The 15,531-nt window shown below is 57.5% G+C and carries 11 protein-coding genes; 9 read left to right on the top strand and 2 right to left on the bottom strand.

Annotated features, from left to right (window positions below):
- The first annotated feature begins 180 nt into the window (after nt 1–180).
- Nucleotides 181–1,167, top strand: a complete 987-nt coding sequence (locus tag ACQKLP_RS15875; protein ID WP_427323746.1) for a helix-turn-helix transcriptional regulator — start codon at nt 181–183, stop codon at nt 1,165–1,167.
- Between the two features lie 153 nt (nt 1,168–1,320).
- Entirely contained in the window at nt 1,321–3,036 is a 1,716-nt protein-coding gene (locus ACQKLP_RS15870) for an OmpA family protein (protein WP_427323744.1), read from the top strand.
- A gap of 69 nt (nt 3,037–3,105) precedes the next feature.
- Here ACQKLP_RS15870 and ACQKLP_RS15865 read toward each other — a convergent pair whose 3' ends face one another.
- Together ACQKLP_RS15865 and ACQKLP_RS15860 are read right to left on the bottom strand one after the other, a co-directional pair.
- The gene (locus tag ACQKLP_RS15865; protein WP_427323743.1) at nt 3,106–4,008 is read right to left on the bottom strand and encodes a DUF4349 domain-containing protein; all 903 of its coding nucleotides are present in this window, start codon (nt 4,006–4,008) and stop codon (nt 3,106–3,108) included.
- Nucleotides 4,009–4,072: 64 nt separating this feature from the next.
- Nucleotides 4,073–5,089: an LLM class flavin-dependent oxidoreductase gene (locus ACQKLP_RS15860; protein WP_427323742.1), complete on the bottom strand. Its 1,017-nt coding sequence runs from the start codon at nt 5,087–5,089 to the stop codon at nt 4,073–4,075.
- A 123-nt stretch (nt 5,090–5,212) separates the two neighbouring features.
- On the opposite strand from ACQKLP_RS15860, the gene ACQKLP_RS15855 reads away from it, so the two are divergent.
- The 7 genes from ACQKLP_RS15855 (at nt 5,213) to ACQKLP_RS15825 (ending at nt 15,458) form a co-directional block, all read left to right on the top strand.
- Nucleotides 5,213–5,830, top strand: coding sequence for an RNA polymerase sigma factor (locus ACQKLP_RS15855; protein ID WP_427323741.1), 618 nt, complete (start codon nt 5,213–5,215; stop codon nt 5,828–5,830).
- 47 nt (nt 5,831–5,877) lie between these two features.
- Nucleotides 5,878–7,026 carry a FecR domain-containing protein gene (locus ACQKLP_RS15850; RefSeq protein WP_427323740.1) on the top strand — a complete coding sequence of 383 codons (1,149 nt, stop codon included), beginning with the start codon at nt 5,878–5,880 and terminating at the stop codon, nt 7,024–7,026.
- 319 nt (nt 7,027–7,345) lie between these two features.
- Complete coding sequence (locus ACQKLP_RS15845; protein ID WP_427323739.1) at nt 7,346–10,702, top strand: TonB-dependent receptor; 3,357 nt, start codon at nt 7,346–7,348, stop codon at nt 10,700–10,702.
- Nucleotides 10,703–10,722: 20 nt separating this feature from the next.
- Nucleotides 10,723–12,267, top strand: a complete 1,545-nt coding sequence (locus tag ACQKLP_RS15840; RefSeq protein ID WP_427323738.1) for a RagB/SusD family nutrient uptake outer membrane protein — start codon at nt 10,723–10,725, stop codon at nt 12,265–12,267.
- Between the two features lie 24 nt (nt 12,268–12,291).
- Complete coding sequence (locus tag ACQKLP_RS15835) at nt 12,292–13,125, top strand: hypothetical protein (protein WP_427323737.1); 834 nt, start codon at nt 12,292–12,294, stop codon at nt 13,123–13,125.
- Nucleotides 13,126–13,176: 51 nt separating this feature from the next.
- A complete protein-coding gene (locus ACQKLP_RS15830; RefSeq protein WP_427323736.1) occupies nt 13,177–14,031 on the top strand; it encodes a glycoside hydrolase family 16 protein in 855 nt (284 codons plus the stop codon).
- A complete protein-coding gene (locus tag ACQKLP_RS15825) occupies nt 14,028–15,458 on the top strand; it encodes a glycoside hydrolase family 30 protein (RefSeq protein WP_427323735.1) in 1,431 nt (476 codons plus the stop codon). Before ACQKLP_RS15830 ends, ACQKLP_RS15825 begins: the two co-directional genes overlap by 4 nt.
- Nucleotides 15,459–15,531 lie beyond the last annotated feature (73 nt).

Raw genomic sequence — 15,531 nt, 5'->3', positions numbered from 1 at the left:
AAAAGCGAAACTTCAGACGCTTGTTTCTCCAACTTAACTTATCCGTGCATTCGCGATTCACGGGCGGCAAACTATCACTATTGAATACCCCGTTTTAAATTTTTCTCCAATTGGCTTCGGGCAAATTCAGCCGTCGTATTGAATAACCGTCAAAATGATTGCGGTATGGATATGCCATTATTGCCAACCAGAATTCTGTGGATAGACAGGCCGGAACATGCCGAGCCCATCCCGGTAGCCAGCTTGCCGAAAGATCAGCTGAAGGGCCTTTTGTGGAGCGCCCGTGTGTATTTCGAGGATGATGCGGACTGTAAGATCGTGACCCAGGAAATACCGCTGGGCCCCCTTTCCGTCTGGTTCCACCACGTGATGCCCAAAACCTCCATGATCCTTTTCCCGCAAACGCCTTTCCAGAACGTCATCCTCCACGTTATGCTCGGCAGCCACGTGCGCGTGCTCATGGGGAACGGCCGTTTGGCGGATTTGCGGAACCAGCGGATGGACCTCTTCAACCTCCGGGATTACCTCAACACCGTGCCGCTCGAGCCAGGGCAATGGTTCGACAGCTTCCATCTCAATTTCCGGCCGGAAATGGCGAAAGAATTGATAGACGAATACCCCGAACTGAACGGACTCCTCACGCCGGCCATCATGCAGGGGGAAGGGCATCTGAACACGCGGTCGGTCTTTTTCAATGAAGTTTGCCAGCGCGCGCTGAAGGAAATCCTCTGCTGCAAACAGATCGGCGACCAGGGCGGGTATTTCATCCGCCGGCAGGCCGTCAATATCCTGACCGTTTTCCTGCGGACGATGCACCTCAGCGCCGGGGCGTACAAAATGTCGACCAAGAACCGCCTCAAAACCGCCGCCTGCTATCACTTCCTCCGCCGGAACTTCACGGGGCCGCATACGCCCGACAGCCTGGCCGAACGCTTTTCGCTGGACGCCCAACTGCTGGAGGAGTGCTTCCTGGCCCGGTATGGCCGCAGCATCGGAGAATTCATCACCGATCTGCGGATGAACGTAGCCTATCATGCTTTGATGAAAACGAAAGCCAGTCTTACCATGATCGCCGCCGACACCGGCTACGATTCCCTGGCGGCTTTCCATATCGCCTTCCGGAAATACTTCCGGGTAGGGCCGGTGCACCTCATCAAGGCGCAATAAAGTCATACCATATTCCTATGATAAAACCAATATGGTACCTGCCAGCCAGGTACTATACGAGGGGCTTGTCCGGCCGGGCAACCCCTTTTTTATGCCCGTAACTCCTTTTCTTACAAACAATTCTGCGGGATGGGGGTTATTATGATAGGTTACATGAAAAACTATCCGATGTGTAAAAAGCCGCATTTATTCGCCCTCGGTTGCCTGGGGGCCGTTTTAACCCTTCCTGCCTCGGCACAGCAACAACCCACTTACGAACAGTTGGGAGACCGTTATTTCGTGACCTGGCAGTTCGACAAAGCCGCACCGGTATACCAGAAACTCGCAGGCCAGAAGCGGGCCAAACCTTACGTTTTTTACCGGCTGGGATACAGCGCCGAAATGAACGGAGATGCCCCCGGCGCCATCGCCGCGTACCGGAACTGCATCTCCCGGGACCCCGCGGCCGATAGCCTCTGGGTCCGCATCGGCGATCTTTTCAAATCGGAAGAGCGATACGATTCCGCCCGCCAGGCTTACGCCCGTTACCCCGCCAGCGGCCCCGAAGCCGCCCGCGTTCGGGTTCGCATGTATGGCTGCGATTCTGCGCTGTTATGGCGCGCCAACCCGGAAACCGTTCACGTCAGGAACGAAGACCAGGTCAACAGCACCTACTCCGACTGGGGCGCTTTCCGCCGCCAGCAGCAACTTTGGTACACCTCGAATTTCAACCGGCTGAACAGCCTCGATCAAAAAATATCCAAACAAACACATTTGCCTTATTTCGCCGTTTTCCGCTGGAACGATGAAAAAGCCAGCCAGATGAACGTCGACAACCTGGCGCATATGCTCGACCTCAGTAATTTTCATGCCGGCCCGGTATGTTACGGTGGCGATACGGCCTACCTGACCATCAGCCGGCCCGGCCGCCCGGAAACGGAAAGGCTGGGGTGGAGGCGCGCCCTCCGCGTGAAAACCCGGCGGCTGGAACTGTTCCTCGTTTCAGGCGAAACCGTCACGCCGTTCCCCTACAACGATCCCAAAAACTTTTCCGTAGGCCACGCAGCGCTAAGCCCCGACGGACGAACTTTATACTTCGTTTCCGACCGGCCCGGCGGTCAGGGCGGCACCGATCTATGGTTTTCCCCGCGCGGCACAGACGGCAGCTGGGGCACGCCGGTGAACTGCGGTCCGGGCATCAATACGCCCGACGACGAAATGTTCCCTGTGTTCCAGCCCGACGGGTCGCTGTCGTTCGCCAGCGAAGGGCATGCCGGAATGGGCGGGCTCGATATTTTCAACACCACCGGCAGCGGTACCAACTGGTCTGCCCCACGCAACCTCCATCCGCCGTTCAATTCCGGCAGAGACGATTTTTATTTCGTGGAAACGGAACCGCTGAACGGGTATTTTGCATCGGACAGGCCCGGTGGAAAGGGCAGCGACGATATCTATGCCTTCGCCGTCGTTCCGCCGCCACCGCCTCCTCCGCCACCACCTCCGCCGCCACCGCCGCCGCCGAAAAAAGGCGAAGTGTTCGTGCTGAAAGATTTGTATTACGACTTCGACAAATTCGCCATCCGCTACCCGGATGCCACGCATGTGCTGGATTCGCTGGCCATCATCCTGCAGGAGCATCCTACCATGCGCATTTCGCTGGAATCGCATACGGACAGTCGCGGCAACGATGCGTACAACATGCGCCTGTCTGACCGGCGCGCCGAATCTGCCGTGCAATATCTCGTGCAGAAAGGCATTGCGCAAAACCGGCTGGAATGGAAAGGTTACGGCGAATCGCGGCTGGTCAACCGTTGCTCGAACGGTGTGAAGTGTACGGAAGAAGAGCACCAGGCGAACCGGCGCACCGAAGTGCGGATACTTGAAGAATAGATCCTGATCTGGTATACAAATGGAAAGGCGGTCCCCAACATGGGGCCGCCTTTTTCTTTTTGCGTGACATCAGGGTTGGGTCTTTTCGGCGGCAGCCACCTTCAGCCGCGGAATCCATCTGCGATAGAGGAACCACGTGATACCAGCCACCAGCAGCAGCGGCCAGATGTTGAGGAGGAAAATGAGCGCGGCGCGGAAACCGGACAGTCCGTTGCCCAGCGCCTGCGAAGCATCCGCCATGAAATAGCTGCGCGCGAATTTTTCAGGATCGGGGATGATGGAAACCACCGCCAGGTCCGGCTGCCGGAGATTGACGGTAAGCGTGGAAAACGCCGCCAGCTGGTCGATCCCGAGGTTTTCGATCGTGCGGCCGATAGCGCCGCGCTTCGCTTCGTCTTCGTACTGGCGCACGTCGAGCTCCTGGTCCGGTTTGGTATGCTCCAAGGCCCGGCCGGGTTGTTGGGTGAGGTGGTTGAGGAGGTTGTTTTGCAGGTGCTGGAGCGAAAGATCGGCATCGGCCAGCGAGCGGAATTCCACGAACGCGGCCATGCCGGTGATGGCATGCACGACGGAATCCATCATCCTAACGGGAACGCGCAAACGCAAAGTAGCTTCGGGCGCATACCAGGTAACGCGGCGGAGGGAATCGCTGCTGTAGCGGGTATCGTCTTGCCGGCCACTGGTTTGCCTGATCTCGCTTTGCTCGACGATACCGCCGGCGCGGGTTACGAGCTGCTCCATGCGCACGGTGGCTTGCACGACGTTGTCTACCTGCAACCGCATTTCGCCCGTCTTTACACGCTTTTCGGGGATGGTGGCGGCGTTGAGCGAAACGTCGGCCGGGGAGGGATAGGTGGAGTCGGATACCGTTTCGCTATCGGCCTGGCGGGCTGATTCGAGGTTGTGCCCGCAGGCATAGAGGGTCAGTACGGGCAACAGCGCGGCTGCCCACAACATGGAATGACGTTGCATAAGGAGGAGGATTTTCCCTTTATACACAACGCCTGCAAAATGTAACCTTAGCGAAATGTTAAAATCAGTTGCGGGGCGAAAGTCCGAATGCTTTGGCTAGCAGGCGGAAAGATTCCAGTCGTTCTTCGTGACTTTCGGCGATGGTGCTGATCACAGCCTCGTCCACTTCATACTGTTCGCAAAGCGCGGTGAGCTTCGCTTTCACTTCCTCCGCCGATCCGCATACCATGCGGCGGCGGTTGTAATTGACGCGCAGTTGCTCGTCGGGCATGTATTCCTGTTCGCGGATTTCTTCGTACGATGGCAAAGGTGCATCGCGCCCGCGCTCTATCTGCAGCATGCGGTAATCCATGATCGTTTGCCAGCGGTCCACCGTTTCGGGGTTTTCGGAAGCGAACGCGAAAATGCCGAAGTTGGCGAGGGGAGCGGAAAGGGTTTCCGAGGGACGGAAAGCTTCGCGGTATTGATGCACTACTTCCGGTCCGCCGCTGGGATTGATGAAATGGGCGAAGGAAAGCGCCGTGCCGAAATGCGCCGCTACGCTGCCGCTACCGCCGCTGGAAGTGAGCAGCCAGATGGGAGGCGCCGTTTCCGCCTGGGGCATGGCTTTCACTTTTTCATACAATGTGCCCTCGGGCGCATTGTCTGTAAGGAAATGCTGCAAGTCCATGATCTGCTGCACGAAATCCTTATCGCTGAACGTATTCTGCGGATTGAGGATGCGCGCGGTAAGGCGGTCGCCCCCGGGCGCGCGCCCCACGCCGAGATCGATGCGCCCTGGCGCGAGGGCTTCGAGCATGCGGAAGTTCTCGGCTACTTTCAGCGAACTGTGGTTGGGCAGCATCACCCCGGCGGAGCCCAGGCGGATGTTCTCGGTGTGCGCGGAAAGAAAAGCCAGCAATACTTCCGGCGTGGAGCCGGCGATGGTAGAAATGTTGTGGTGTTCAGACACCCAGAAGCGCGAATAGCCCAGTTTGTCGGCCAGCTGCGCCAAAGCCATGGTTTCCAGCAAGGTTTCCCGTACGTTACTGCCGGTCCGGATCACGGACTGGTCCAGTACACTCAATTTTATCTGCTTCATCTTCTGTCGGTTAGATCCATCCGGTATATCCGGACTATAAATGTAGGCAATATGACCGATTTGGCGATTTAGCGAATTTAATTAGCTTTACAACCAACCAGACAACCAAAATTTACAGTCGGCATGGATAGCACCCTATCCGGGACGGATTTGCTGATACGGATGAAGAACGGCGACGAGCAAGCGTTTGCGGCCGTATACCGTCAGTACCACCCATCCCTTTACGTTTTTATGCTGCGATATTGCAAGGTGCCTTCGCTGGCGGAGGACCTTGTCCACGACGTATTCCTGAAAGTCTGGGAAATCCGTGACCGCATCCAGCCGGAGCTGCCGTTCGCCGGGTATCTATACCGCATCGCCCGGAACCATGCGTTCAAGACCCTCCAGCGGGCGGCTACTGACCGCAGCCTGCGGGAACAGATCCTGGCGCAGCTGAACATTTCCCCGGAATCCGGCAACCCGGAACAGCTCATCAAGTCCAAGGAATACGACCGGCTTTTCCACGAAGCCCTCAACCATATGCCGCCCCAGCGGCTCAATGTTTTCCGCCTCTGCCGGCAGGAAGGCCGGACGTACGACGAAGCCGCCGAAATCCTCGGCATTTCCCGCAACGCGGTGAAGAAACACATGGTGCTGGGCATGCGTTTCATCCACGATTACATCTTCCGGTACGGCGGTATTTCCCTCGCGATCGCCTTCCACCTGAAAAATTATTTTCCGGACGGGGTACCCTCTTTGTGATTTCCGGGATATTATTTGCAGGTACCGCGTAAAAGGTGCCGGCTGATATGTCAACATCCACGGACCACGAAAAACTGCTGCAACGATATCTCGACGGGCAAATGACCCCTGAAGAGGCCACCGGACTGATGGAATGGCTCCGGCAAACGGGTGCGCACCGGCAGGTGCTGCAACGGATGCAGGAAGAGTTCCGGGAACTGGTGGCCGAACGCCCGGAGATCGACCCGGTAGTCAGCCAGCGTATGGAAACCCGACTGCTGGAGAGTATCCGCGCCACGCGCGTTCGCCGATTGCCCGTTCGCCGCTGGGCCGCCGCCGCGGCCATCCTGGCGCTCCTCGGCGCCGGGGGGCTCTACTTCCTTACCCGTCCATCTATTCCAAAGCAAACCATTGTGCAGGCAAACCCTGTTTCCCCGGCAGACATTGCGCCGGGCTCCGACAAGGCGGAACTTACGCTGGCAGACGGGTCCGTGGTTACGCTCGACAGTGCCGGCAACCAGGTGATCCGCCAGGGCGAAACGCTCGTCCGCCAGCAGAACGGACAATTGCTGTACAGCAACGGTACCCAACCGGCCGTAGGTTACAACACCCTCACCGTGCCCCGTGGCGGGCAATTCCAGATCGTATTGCCCGATGGCAGCCGCGTATGGCTGAACTCCACTTCCAGGCTCCGCTTTCCCACGGCTTTTCATGACGGCCGGCGCATCGTGGAGCTGGAGGGGCAGGCGTATTTCGACGTGAGCCCCGACGCGCAGCGGCCGTTTATCGTGCACACCCGCGCCGCCAACGTGGAAGTGCTGGGAACGGGGTTCGATGTGATGGCGTACCCGGACGAAAAAACCATGAACACTACGCTGGTGGAAGGTGCGGTGAAAGTGAAGGACGTGAAGCTGAAACCCGGACAGCAGGCCCGCGTGGAGCACGCAACGGGTACCATTACGGTGGCGCCGGCAGACGTGCCGCAGGTCATTGCCTGGAAAACAGGCTTCTTCGAGTTCGACAATGCCGATATCGAAGACATCCTCCGCCAGGCGGCGCGCTGGTACGATGTGGACGTGACGTACCGCGGGAAGCGGGGAGACCTGCGGATCGGGGGGCGCATCAGCCGCAACCTGCCCCTGTCCGAACTGCTCAAAATGCTGGAAGCCAACGGCGCGAAGTTCAGCCTGGAAGGCCGGAACCTCATCGTGCTCTAGTCTGACGAATTACCATTCAATTACATAAACCAAAACTAAACGCAACGTTATGAACAGACATTCCACCTCATGAAACTAACGGACGCCCTGCAATAAAAAAGCCGGAAGCGCTCGCAACACTTCCGGCATATCCGGGCTCCGAAAAAAAGACCTCTGACAGCACTTTTATCTCGTAATTCCCAAACACTGCAAAAGTATGAAATTTAACTTTAGCGGCGGAGCTTCCTTTGTCCGGCTCGTTCGCGCTGTTTATCCCGCATTCCACGTTATCCCGGGGTACAGACCATGGAAGGAACGCTTCGGTAAATTCTGCATTGTTATGAAACTCACCACCTTTATCCTGCTGGTTGCCTGTCTACAGATCAGTGCCAAGGGTTTGTCTCAGCAGATCACCCTCAAGGAGCGGAACGCGCCCTTAAAGAAGGTGTTGAAAGAAATATCGCGCCAGTCGGGCCTGTCGATCGTGTACGACGAAAGTTTGCTCGCCGGCACCAGCAAAGTCACCATCGACATTAAGGACGTTCCTGTAAAACAGGCCATGAACCTGCTGTTGCTGAACCAGCCAGTGGGTTATATCGTGGAGGGACAGAAAATCGTTATCCGCCCCATGACCGTTCCCGTTATGGCGGCAGACACCACGTTCCCCGTGACCGGGACCGTCACCGATGAAAAAGGCGCGCCATTGCCCGGGGTAACCGTGCGCGTCCTCAACACCAGCATAGGCACCACTTCCGACGCGAGCGGCCGCTACAGCCTGCGCGTGCCGGGCAAAAGCGGGCAACTGGTTTTCAGTATTCTAGGTTATACGCCGCGCACGCTCGGTACCAGCGGCGGAACGCTCGACGTGCAGCTTGCCCTTTCCGAAACTTCCCTGACGGAAACGGTAGTGGTGGGATACGGCACGCAGAAAAAAGCGGTGGTGACGGGGGCGATCTCGTCTGTCCGCGCCAAAGACCTGGAAAACATGCCCATCAACCGTGTGGAGCAGGCGCTGCAGGGCCGCACTTCCGGCGTGATCATCGCCTCCAACTCCGGCCAGCCGGGCTCCGCGGCCACGGTGCGCATCCGGGGCCTTACGACGTTCAATAACAATAACCCGCTTTGGGTGGTAGACGGTGTGGTAGTGGATAACGGCGGGATCGGGTTCCTCAATCAAAACGACATCGAATCCATCCAGGTGTTGAAAGACGCCGCGTCGCAAGCCATCTATGGCGCCCGCGCTGCGGCCGGTGTCATCCTCATCACCACCAAAAAAGGGAAGGCGGGCAAACTGCTCATCAATTACAATGGCTATTACGGCGTTTCGAGGCCCGCCCGTAAACTCGATCTCATGGACGCGCGGGAATACGCCACGATGGTGAACGAAGCCAATGTGAACGACGGCGCCGCACCGAAATATGCGGACCCCGCGGCGCTGGGGAAGGGATCGGATTGGCAGTCGACCATCTTCAACAACAGCGCCGTCCGCCAGAACCATGAGCTGAGCATCAGCGGCGGCAGCGAGAAATCGACGTTCTACACATCTTTCGGTTACCTCTCGCAGGAAGGCATCGTGGCCAGCGATATTTCCAATTACAAACGCTTCAACGCACGCCTCAACTCCACGTACAAAGTAACGCCATGGCTTACTTTCGGGGAGAACGTCGGGTATTCTTACGATAAATCCGTCGGGTTGGGGAACACCAACTCCGAATTCGGCGGCCCCCTCAGTTCCGCCATCAACCTCGATCCCATCACGCCCATCGTGGAAACCGACCCGGCGAAGATGAACGCGGAACCGTATAATCACCCGTTCGTCCGCAGGAACGCACTGGGCCAGCCTTACGGCATTTCGACGGTCGTAACGCAGGAAATGACCAATCCGCTCGCCTACATTTCCACCCGCCTGGGCAATTACAACTGGAGCCATAACATCGTGGGCAATGTCTACCTCGAGGCGGAACCGGTGAAAGGATTGAAGGCGCGCTCGTCCGTAGGTTCCAAACTGGCGTTCTACGGCCATGAAGCGTTCACGCCCAAATTCCTGCTGAATTCGTCCACCAATCAAACCATCGCGATCTTCAACCGCGGCATCAACAACATCTTCTTCTGGAACATCGAGAACACCCTTTCCTATACCCGCGAAATAGGGCTGCACACAGGAACGGTGCTCGTGGGCCAGGGCGCCTACAAGGAAGGCGGCGCGCGGAGCTCGGAGATTTTCTTCGACGATGTGCCTGCCACTACGTTCGATGAGGCTTCCTTCAACTACAAAGTGGCCAAGGAAAAGCGCCGGGCAGACGGCAGCGAGGGGATCGATCACCTCGTGTCGTCCATCTTCGCGCGGTTGAATTACAATTACGATGAAAGGTATATGCTGGAAGGGATCATCCGCCGCGACGGCTCCTCCCGATTCGGCGCCAACAACAAATACGGTATTTTCCCTTCGTTCTCTCTTGGATGGGTGCCCAGCCGCGAAGCCTTCTGGCCGCAGAACGACGTGGTAGACCTGCTCAAGTTCCGCGGCGGTTACGGTGTGGTGGGCAGCGACGCTATCGGCGATTTTTCCTATCTCCCCACCGTAGGCAGCGGCCGGAACTACACCATCGGTTCCCTGCCAACCAGCGCGGAAGGCTCCAGCCCCAACGCGCCCGCAAACCCCGATCTGAAATGGGAAGAAACCCATCAGACCAATATCGGTTTCGAAGCGTACCTCTTCAAGAAACTGAACGTACAGTTCGACTGGTTCAAGAAAAACACCAAAGACATCCTCATGCAGCGCAGGCTGCCCTGGTACGTGGGCTCCGTAAGCGATCCCAACGCCAACATCGGCTCCATGGAAAACGCCGGTGTGGAACTGGAACTTTCGTACAACCAGGAGCTGGGAGATCTCAACCTGAACCTCAGCGGTAACGTGAGCTACATGAAAAACAAGGTGACCTACCTCGGTGAAAACCGGCAGTTCCTTTACCTCGGTTCCGCGTCGTTCCAGAATATGGGCAATATCACCCGCGCCGAAATCGGCCGTCCGTTCAACGCGTTCTACATGTTCGAGCACATGGGCATTTTCCAGAACCAGGCGGAGATAGACGCATATGTCAATAAAGATGGACAGAAGATCCAGCCGAAAGCGAAGCCGGGCGATTTCAAATGGAAAGATATCAACGGCGACGGACAGATCAACGACGACGACCGCGATTATATCGGCAACCCCACGCCCAACTGGACGTACGGGATGACGATCAACGCCGCTTACAAGGGTTTCGATCTCGTCATCTTCGGACAGGGCGCCGCCGGCAACCAGATCTTCCAGGGCCTGCGCCGGCTGGATATCCTGACCGCCAACTGGCAGCAGAAATCCCTCAACCGCTGGCACGGCGAAGGCACGTCGGACACCCATCCCCGGATGACGTTCACCGACGATAACGACAACTATTCCCGCGGTTCGCAATTCTACCTCGAAGACGGTGATTACTTCCGCATCAAAATCCTCCAGCTCGGGTACACCCTGCCTTCCCAACTCGTGAAAAAAGCCGGCTTCGAAAGGGTGCGGGTGCATGTGATGAGCGAGAACCTGCTCACTTTCACGAAATATACCGGCTACGATCCCGAGATCGGCGGCGGCATCCTGAGCATCGACCGGGGCATTTATCCGCAGGCGCGGACGTTTATGGTAGGACTGAACTTTACCTATTAATCGCAAAAGAAGATCCACACATGAAACCGAGATATTTTCCCATCATATGTGCGCTGGCGGCCGGTTTAACGGTTAGCTCCTGCGCCGATTCCTGGCTGGAGCCCGAATTGCGCGGCACCGACCTCGAACAGAATTTCTATAAAAACGAAACGGAAGCCTTTAAAGGCCTGGTAGCGGTGTACGACGTGGTAGGATGGCAGGGCGGGGGATACGTGACCCGCACGGGCATGGCCAACGCGGCATCCGACGATCACTTCGCCGGTGGCGGCGGCGCCAGCGACGTGAACGATCTGCAGGTGATGACCCGCTGGGAACTGACGCCCGAGATCGGGCCGCACAACGACCTCTGGCGCAAAGGCTTCTCCGGGATTTTCCGCGCCAACAAGCTCCTCGAAAAACTGCCCGCCATTCCCATGGACGAAGCCAAAAAAGCGCGCTTCGCGGCGGAGTGCAAATTCCTCCGGGCCTACTTTTACTTCGATCTGGTGCGGATGTTCAAAAACATTCCCCTGTTCGTGAAACCCGTCGAGATCAACCAGATGTTCGAAGCCACGCAGGCCGCGCCGGCGGAAGTATGGGCGCAGATCGAAAAAGACCTGAAAGAAGCCATTGGCGAAGCCCAACTGCCCGACCGGATTCCGCCTGGAGATGAGAAAGCGCGCGTCACCAAAGGCGCGGCGCACGCCCTGCTCGGCAAAGTCTACATCTACCAGGAAAAATGGGCCGCGGCGGCAACGGAACTGGCGCTGGTGAACGCTACCCCCGGCATGGCCAACCCGACGTACGGATATAAGCTCCTCACCAACTTCGGCGACCTTTTCAAATCCACGCCGCAGTTCAAGTTCAACGAAGAATCGATTTTCGAGATTTCGTATACCAACACCTCGCAGGGCACCTGGGATTGCGTGGCCTGTACGGAAGGCAACGTCCTCAATATCATGACCGGCCCCAGGAGCTATACGGCCAAAACCGCGGACGCGCCGGATTATGTGTCGGGCTGGAGCTTTTTGACGGTGACGAAGGAGTTGTACGCCGTGATGAAGGACGATCCCCGGTTCCCTTATACCATCGCCGATCTGAAGGCGCTCGTGGCCGCGGGAAAAGCTTCGTATTCCCCGGGGCACGACGATACCGGGTACTTCCTCGAAAAATTCGCCGGGCGCGCGTCTAACCGCGTTCCCAGCGGTATCCCGGAACTGAACTTCCCGCAGAATATCTACGATATGCGCCTGGCGGATACCTATCTCCTGGAAGCCGAAGCCCTCGTGCGCCAGGGCCAGGGCGGCGGCGCGGGGTCGCGCGCGTATGCGCTCCTCAACGCCGTGCGCGGACGGGTAGGATTGCTGCCCGTAGAAGCTACAATCGACAATATCTTCCTGGAAAGAAGGAAGGAACTGGCCGGTGAAGGGCATCGCTTCTTCGACCTGCTGCGGACCAAACAGGCCGAAGTAGTGCTGAAATCACGCGGGTTCGACGAAAAAAAGAACTACGTGTTCCCGATCCCGTTCAACGATCTGCAAAGCACGAAAATGGGGCAGAACAAGGAATGGGGCGGCTCGAAATAATCCTTCACCACAAAAAACGAACACATGAAATTCTTACCATATATCGCAGCGGCCGCCATGTTGATGGCCGCCTGCTCGCCAGACGCCGGCGATGCGGAGCTGGGGCCTTTGCCCGAGGTTTCCTTCACCGCCACGCCCATGCCCAACAAACCGCATAAGATCATCGTGGAAAGCACCACGCCCGGCGCGTTCCGTTGGCTGTGGTACAACGGCGTGACCGCCAACCCCATCGGCACCCGTTCACGGGACACGCTCACGTTCCCCGAAGCGGGAGAATACGTGATCTCGCTCAGGGCTTTCGGGAAAGGAGGCTCCGCCACGGCATCCAAAAAAATGACGATGGAAGGGATCCGCCGGATCAATATCCTCAAGGGCAGCGACATGGAAACAGGTGCCAGCGCGCACTGGACCATCCTCAACACTGGCGGCGACCAGACGGCCATCCAGTTCACCGGCGGAAAACTGGTGTTCTCGAACACGGGGAACTCCAACGGCGCCATTTACCAGGCCGTAACAGTGAAAAAAGACGTGGAATACACCTTCGCCGGGAAAGTGAAGGGAAATGGCGCCACGAACACCTGGTTCGAAGTGATCATCGGCACCGCGCAACCCGAACAGGGCAAGGACTACGCGGCTTTCAAGCTCGTGTCGCTCAACACCTGGGCCGGTTGCGGGAAAGTGGCGTTCGAAGGCAATCTTACGGCGCTCAGCTGCTCCAGCGACGGGGCCAACACCGGCACCATCAAATTCGATAAAGACGGAACGGTGTATCTTGTGATCAAAGCCGGCAGCAGCGGGGGCACCCTGGGCACCGGCGGCATCCAGATGGACGATGTGCAATTCCTCGAAGAACAATAATAAAACCCATCCGGGGCCGGGCTTTCCGGCCCCGGTTTTTACCGAAACGTTATGAAAACGATCCACTTTCTGCCGGTTGTGCTGATCGGCCTGCAAATATTCGCCTGCGGCGGCAAAAACAACGATCCCGCGCCGCCGCCTTACATTCCGCCGACGCCCGTCGACAAAAACTGGCAATTCGAAGCCACGCCCGTTTGGGCCGACGAGTTCGATTACAACGGCCTGCCCGACCCCGCTAAATGGACTTACGACCTCGGTGGCGGTGGCTGGGGCAACAACGAACTGCAATATTATACCGACAAGCCCGCCAACGCACAGGTTGCCAACGGGATGCTGTCGGTCATAGCCCGGAAGGAAAAAATGGACAACCGGGATTATACCTCCGCGCGCCTCGTTTCCAAAGGCCGCGGCGATTTCCTGTACGGCAGGTTCGAGATCAAGGCGAAACTGCCCGCAGGCAAAGGGACCTGGCCCGCCATCTGGATGCTGCCGACCGACTGGGCGTACGGCGATTGGCCGAAATCGGGGGAAATCGACATCATGGAACACGTGGGCTACGACCCCAACCGTGTGCATATGAGCGTGCATACCGAAGCTTACAACCACTCCATCGGTACCCAGAAAACCGCTGCCACCACGGTCGATAAAGCGATCGGGGAATTCCATGTGTACCGGGTAGACTGGACACCCTACGCCATCCGCGGGTATATCGACGGGTCCCTGCTGTTCACTTTTACCAACGAAAGCAAAGGCTACAAAACCTGGCCATTCGACAAAAAATTCCATTTCCTCCTCAACATCGCCGTAGGCGGCAATTGGGGCGGGCAGCAGGGGATAGACGATTCCGTTTTCCCCGCCACCTTGGAAATCGATTATGTACGCGCCTATAAAATGATCGACAAATGAATTTTCCGATAAAGACACTCGCACTGGGCGTCGTTTGCTGCGTTTTCAGCTGCAAGGGCAGCGGCGGTCCCGGGCCGGCAGATCCGCCGGGGCCGAAAGGCCCGTCTGACGTGGCTTTCTGGCTCACGAAGGGCGACAGGTCCGTCCTGTTCAAAAAGCAGGACGTTGTCCTCAACTTCAGCGACCAACTGAATGCATGGCCAAATATAGCGGTAGACGAATCGCAGACTTTCCAGGGGATAGACGGGTTCGGATATACGCTCACCGGTGGTAGCGCCACACTCATCAACCAATTGCCTGAATCCCGGAAAGCCGCGCTGCTGGACGAATTGTTCCGTTGGGACAGTACGCACATCGGCGTGAGCTACCTCCGGATCAGCATCGGCGCGTCTGACTTGAGCGCGGCTACTTTCAGTTACGATGATATGCCCGATGGGCAAACCGATCCCACGCTGGCGAACTTTTCCATCCAAATGGAGAAAACCGATCTGATCCCGGTGCTGAAGCGGATATTGGCCATCAATCCCGCCATCAAGATCCTCGGTTCTCCCTGGTCGCCGCCGGTGTGGATGAAAACGAATGGCAATTTCAAGGGAGGAAAGCTGAAAAGTGAATATTACGCGGCCTATGCGCAGTATTTCGTGAAATATGTGAAGGCGATGCAGGCCGAAGGGATTCCCATCGATGCCATTACGCCGCAAAATGAACCGCTGCATCCGGGCAACAATCCCAGCATGGAGATGCTGGCGCCCGAACAGGCGGATTTTATCGGGAACCATCTCGGCCCCGCGTTCCGCGCGGCGGGCATCGCCACCAAGATCATCTGCTACGACCACAACGCCGACCGACCCGATTATCCGGCAACGGTGCTGCAAGACGCGAAGGCGGCGCAATTTACCGACGGTTCCGCATTTCACCTTTACGGCGGCCCCATTTCCGCGCTCACGGAGGTGCACAACGCTTTTCCCGACAAGCATATTTATTTTACGGAGCAATGGGTAGGAGGGCCGGGTAATTTCGGGGAAGACCTGAAATGGCACGTAGCGAACCTCATCATCGGCGCGCCCCGTAATTGGAGCCGCAACGTACTGGAATGGAACCTCGCCGCCACGGCCGATTACAAACCCCACACTCCGGGCGGCTGCACTACCTGCCTGGGCGCCGTAACTATCGGGAACGATTACACGAAAAATGTGGCGTACTACATCATTGCCCACGCATCGAAATTCGTGCGCCCCGGATCGGTGCGCATCGCTTCCGCACAATCGGGAACGTTGCAAAACGTGGCTTTCCGCACGCCGGAAGGCAAAAAAGTGCTCATCGTGCTCAACAGCGGCGGCAATGCACAGCCGTTCAACATCCAGTACAAGGGCAAACAGGTGACCACGGAGCTGGCGCCCGGAGCGGTCGGCACATACGTGTGGTAACGCCTGCAACCAAGCGTGTTTAGTAGGTTCGATAAATGGTAACGAAAGCCGGGGCGCGATGGCGCACCCGGTT

The organism is Chitinophaga sp. NPDC101104 (genome assembly GCF_050277495.1).
Classification (GTDB): Bacteria; Bacteroidota; Bacteroidia; order Chitinophagales; family Chitinophagaceae; genus Chitinophaga.
This window is presented reverse-complemented; position numbering and strand designations above follow the sequence as displayed.

Bases quoted from the DNA above. Each gene is read 5' to 3' on its own strand.
- ACQKLP_RS15860 (WP_427323742.1), bottom strand. From the start codon at position 5,089: ATGAAGCAGATAAAATTGAGTGTACTGGACCAGTCCGTGATCCGGACC.
- ACQKLP_RS15850 (WP_427323740.1), top strand. From the start codon at position 5,878: ATGTCAACATCCACGGACCACGAAAAACTGCTGCAACGATATCTCGAC.
- ACQKLP_RS15830 (WP_427323736.1), top strand. From the start codon at position 13,177: ATGAAAACGATCCACTTTCTGCCGGTTGTGCTGATCGGCCTGCAAATA.
- ACQKLP_RS15840 (WP_427323738.1), top strand. From the start codon at position 10,723: ATGAAACCGAGATATTTTCCCATCATATGTGCGCTGGCGGCCGGTTTA.
- ACQKLP_RS15825 (WP_427323735.1), top strand. From the start codon at position 14,028: ATGAATTTTCCGATAAAGACACTCGCACTGGGCGTCGTTTGCTGCGTT.
- ACQKLP_RS15855 (WP_427323741.1), top strand. From the start codon at position 5,213: ATGGATAGCACCCTATCCGGGACGGATTTGCTGATACGGATGAAGAAC.
- ACQKLP_RS15865 (WP_427323743.1), bottom strand. From the start codon at position 4,008: ATGCAACGTCATTCCATGTTGTGGGCAGCCGCGCTGTTGCCCGTACTG.
- ACQKLP_RS15835 (WP_427323737.1), top strand. From the start codon at position 12,292: ATGAAATTCTTACCATATATCGCAGCGGCCGCCATGTTGATGGCCGCC.
- ACQKLP_RS15870 (WP_427323744.1), top strand. From the start codon at position 1,321: ATGAAAAACTATCCGATGTGTAAAAAGCCGCATTTATTCGCCCTCGGT.
- ACQKLP_RS15845 (WP_427323739.1), top strand. From the start codon at position 7,346: ATGAAACTCACCACCTTTATCCTGCTGGTTGCCTGTCTACAGATCAGT.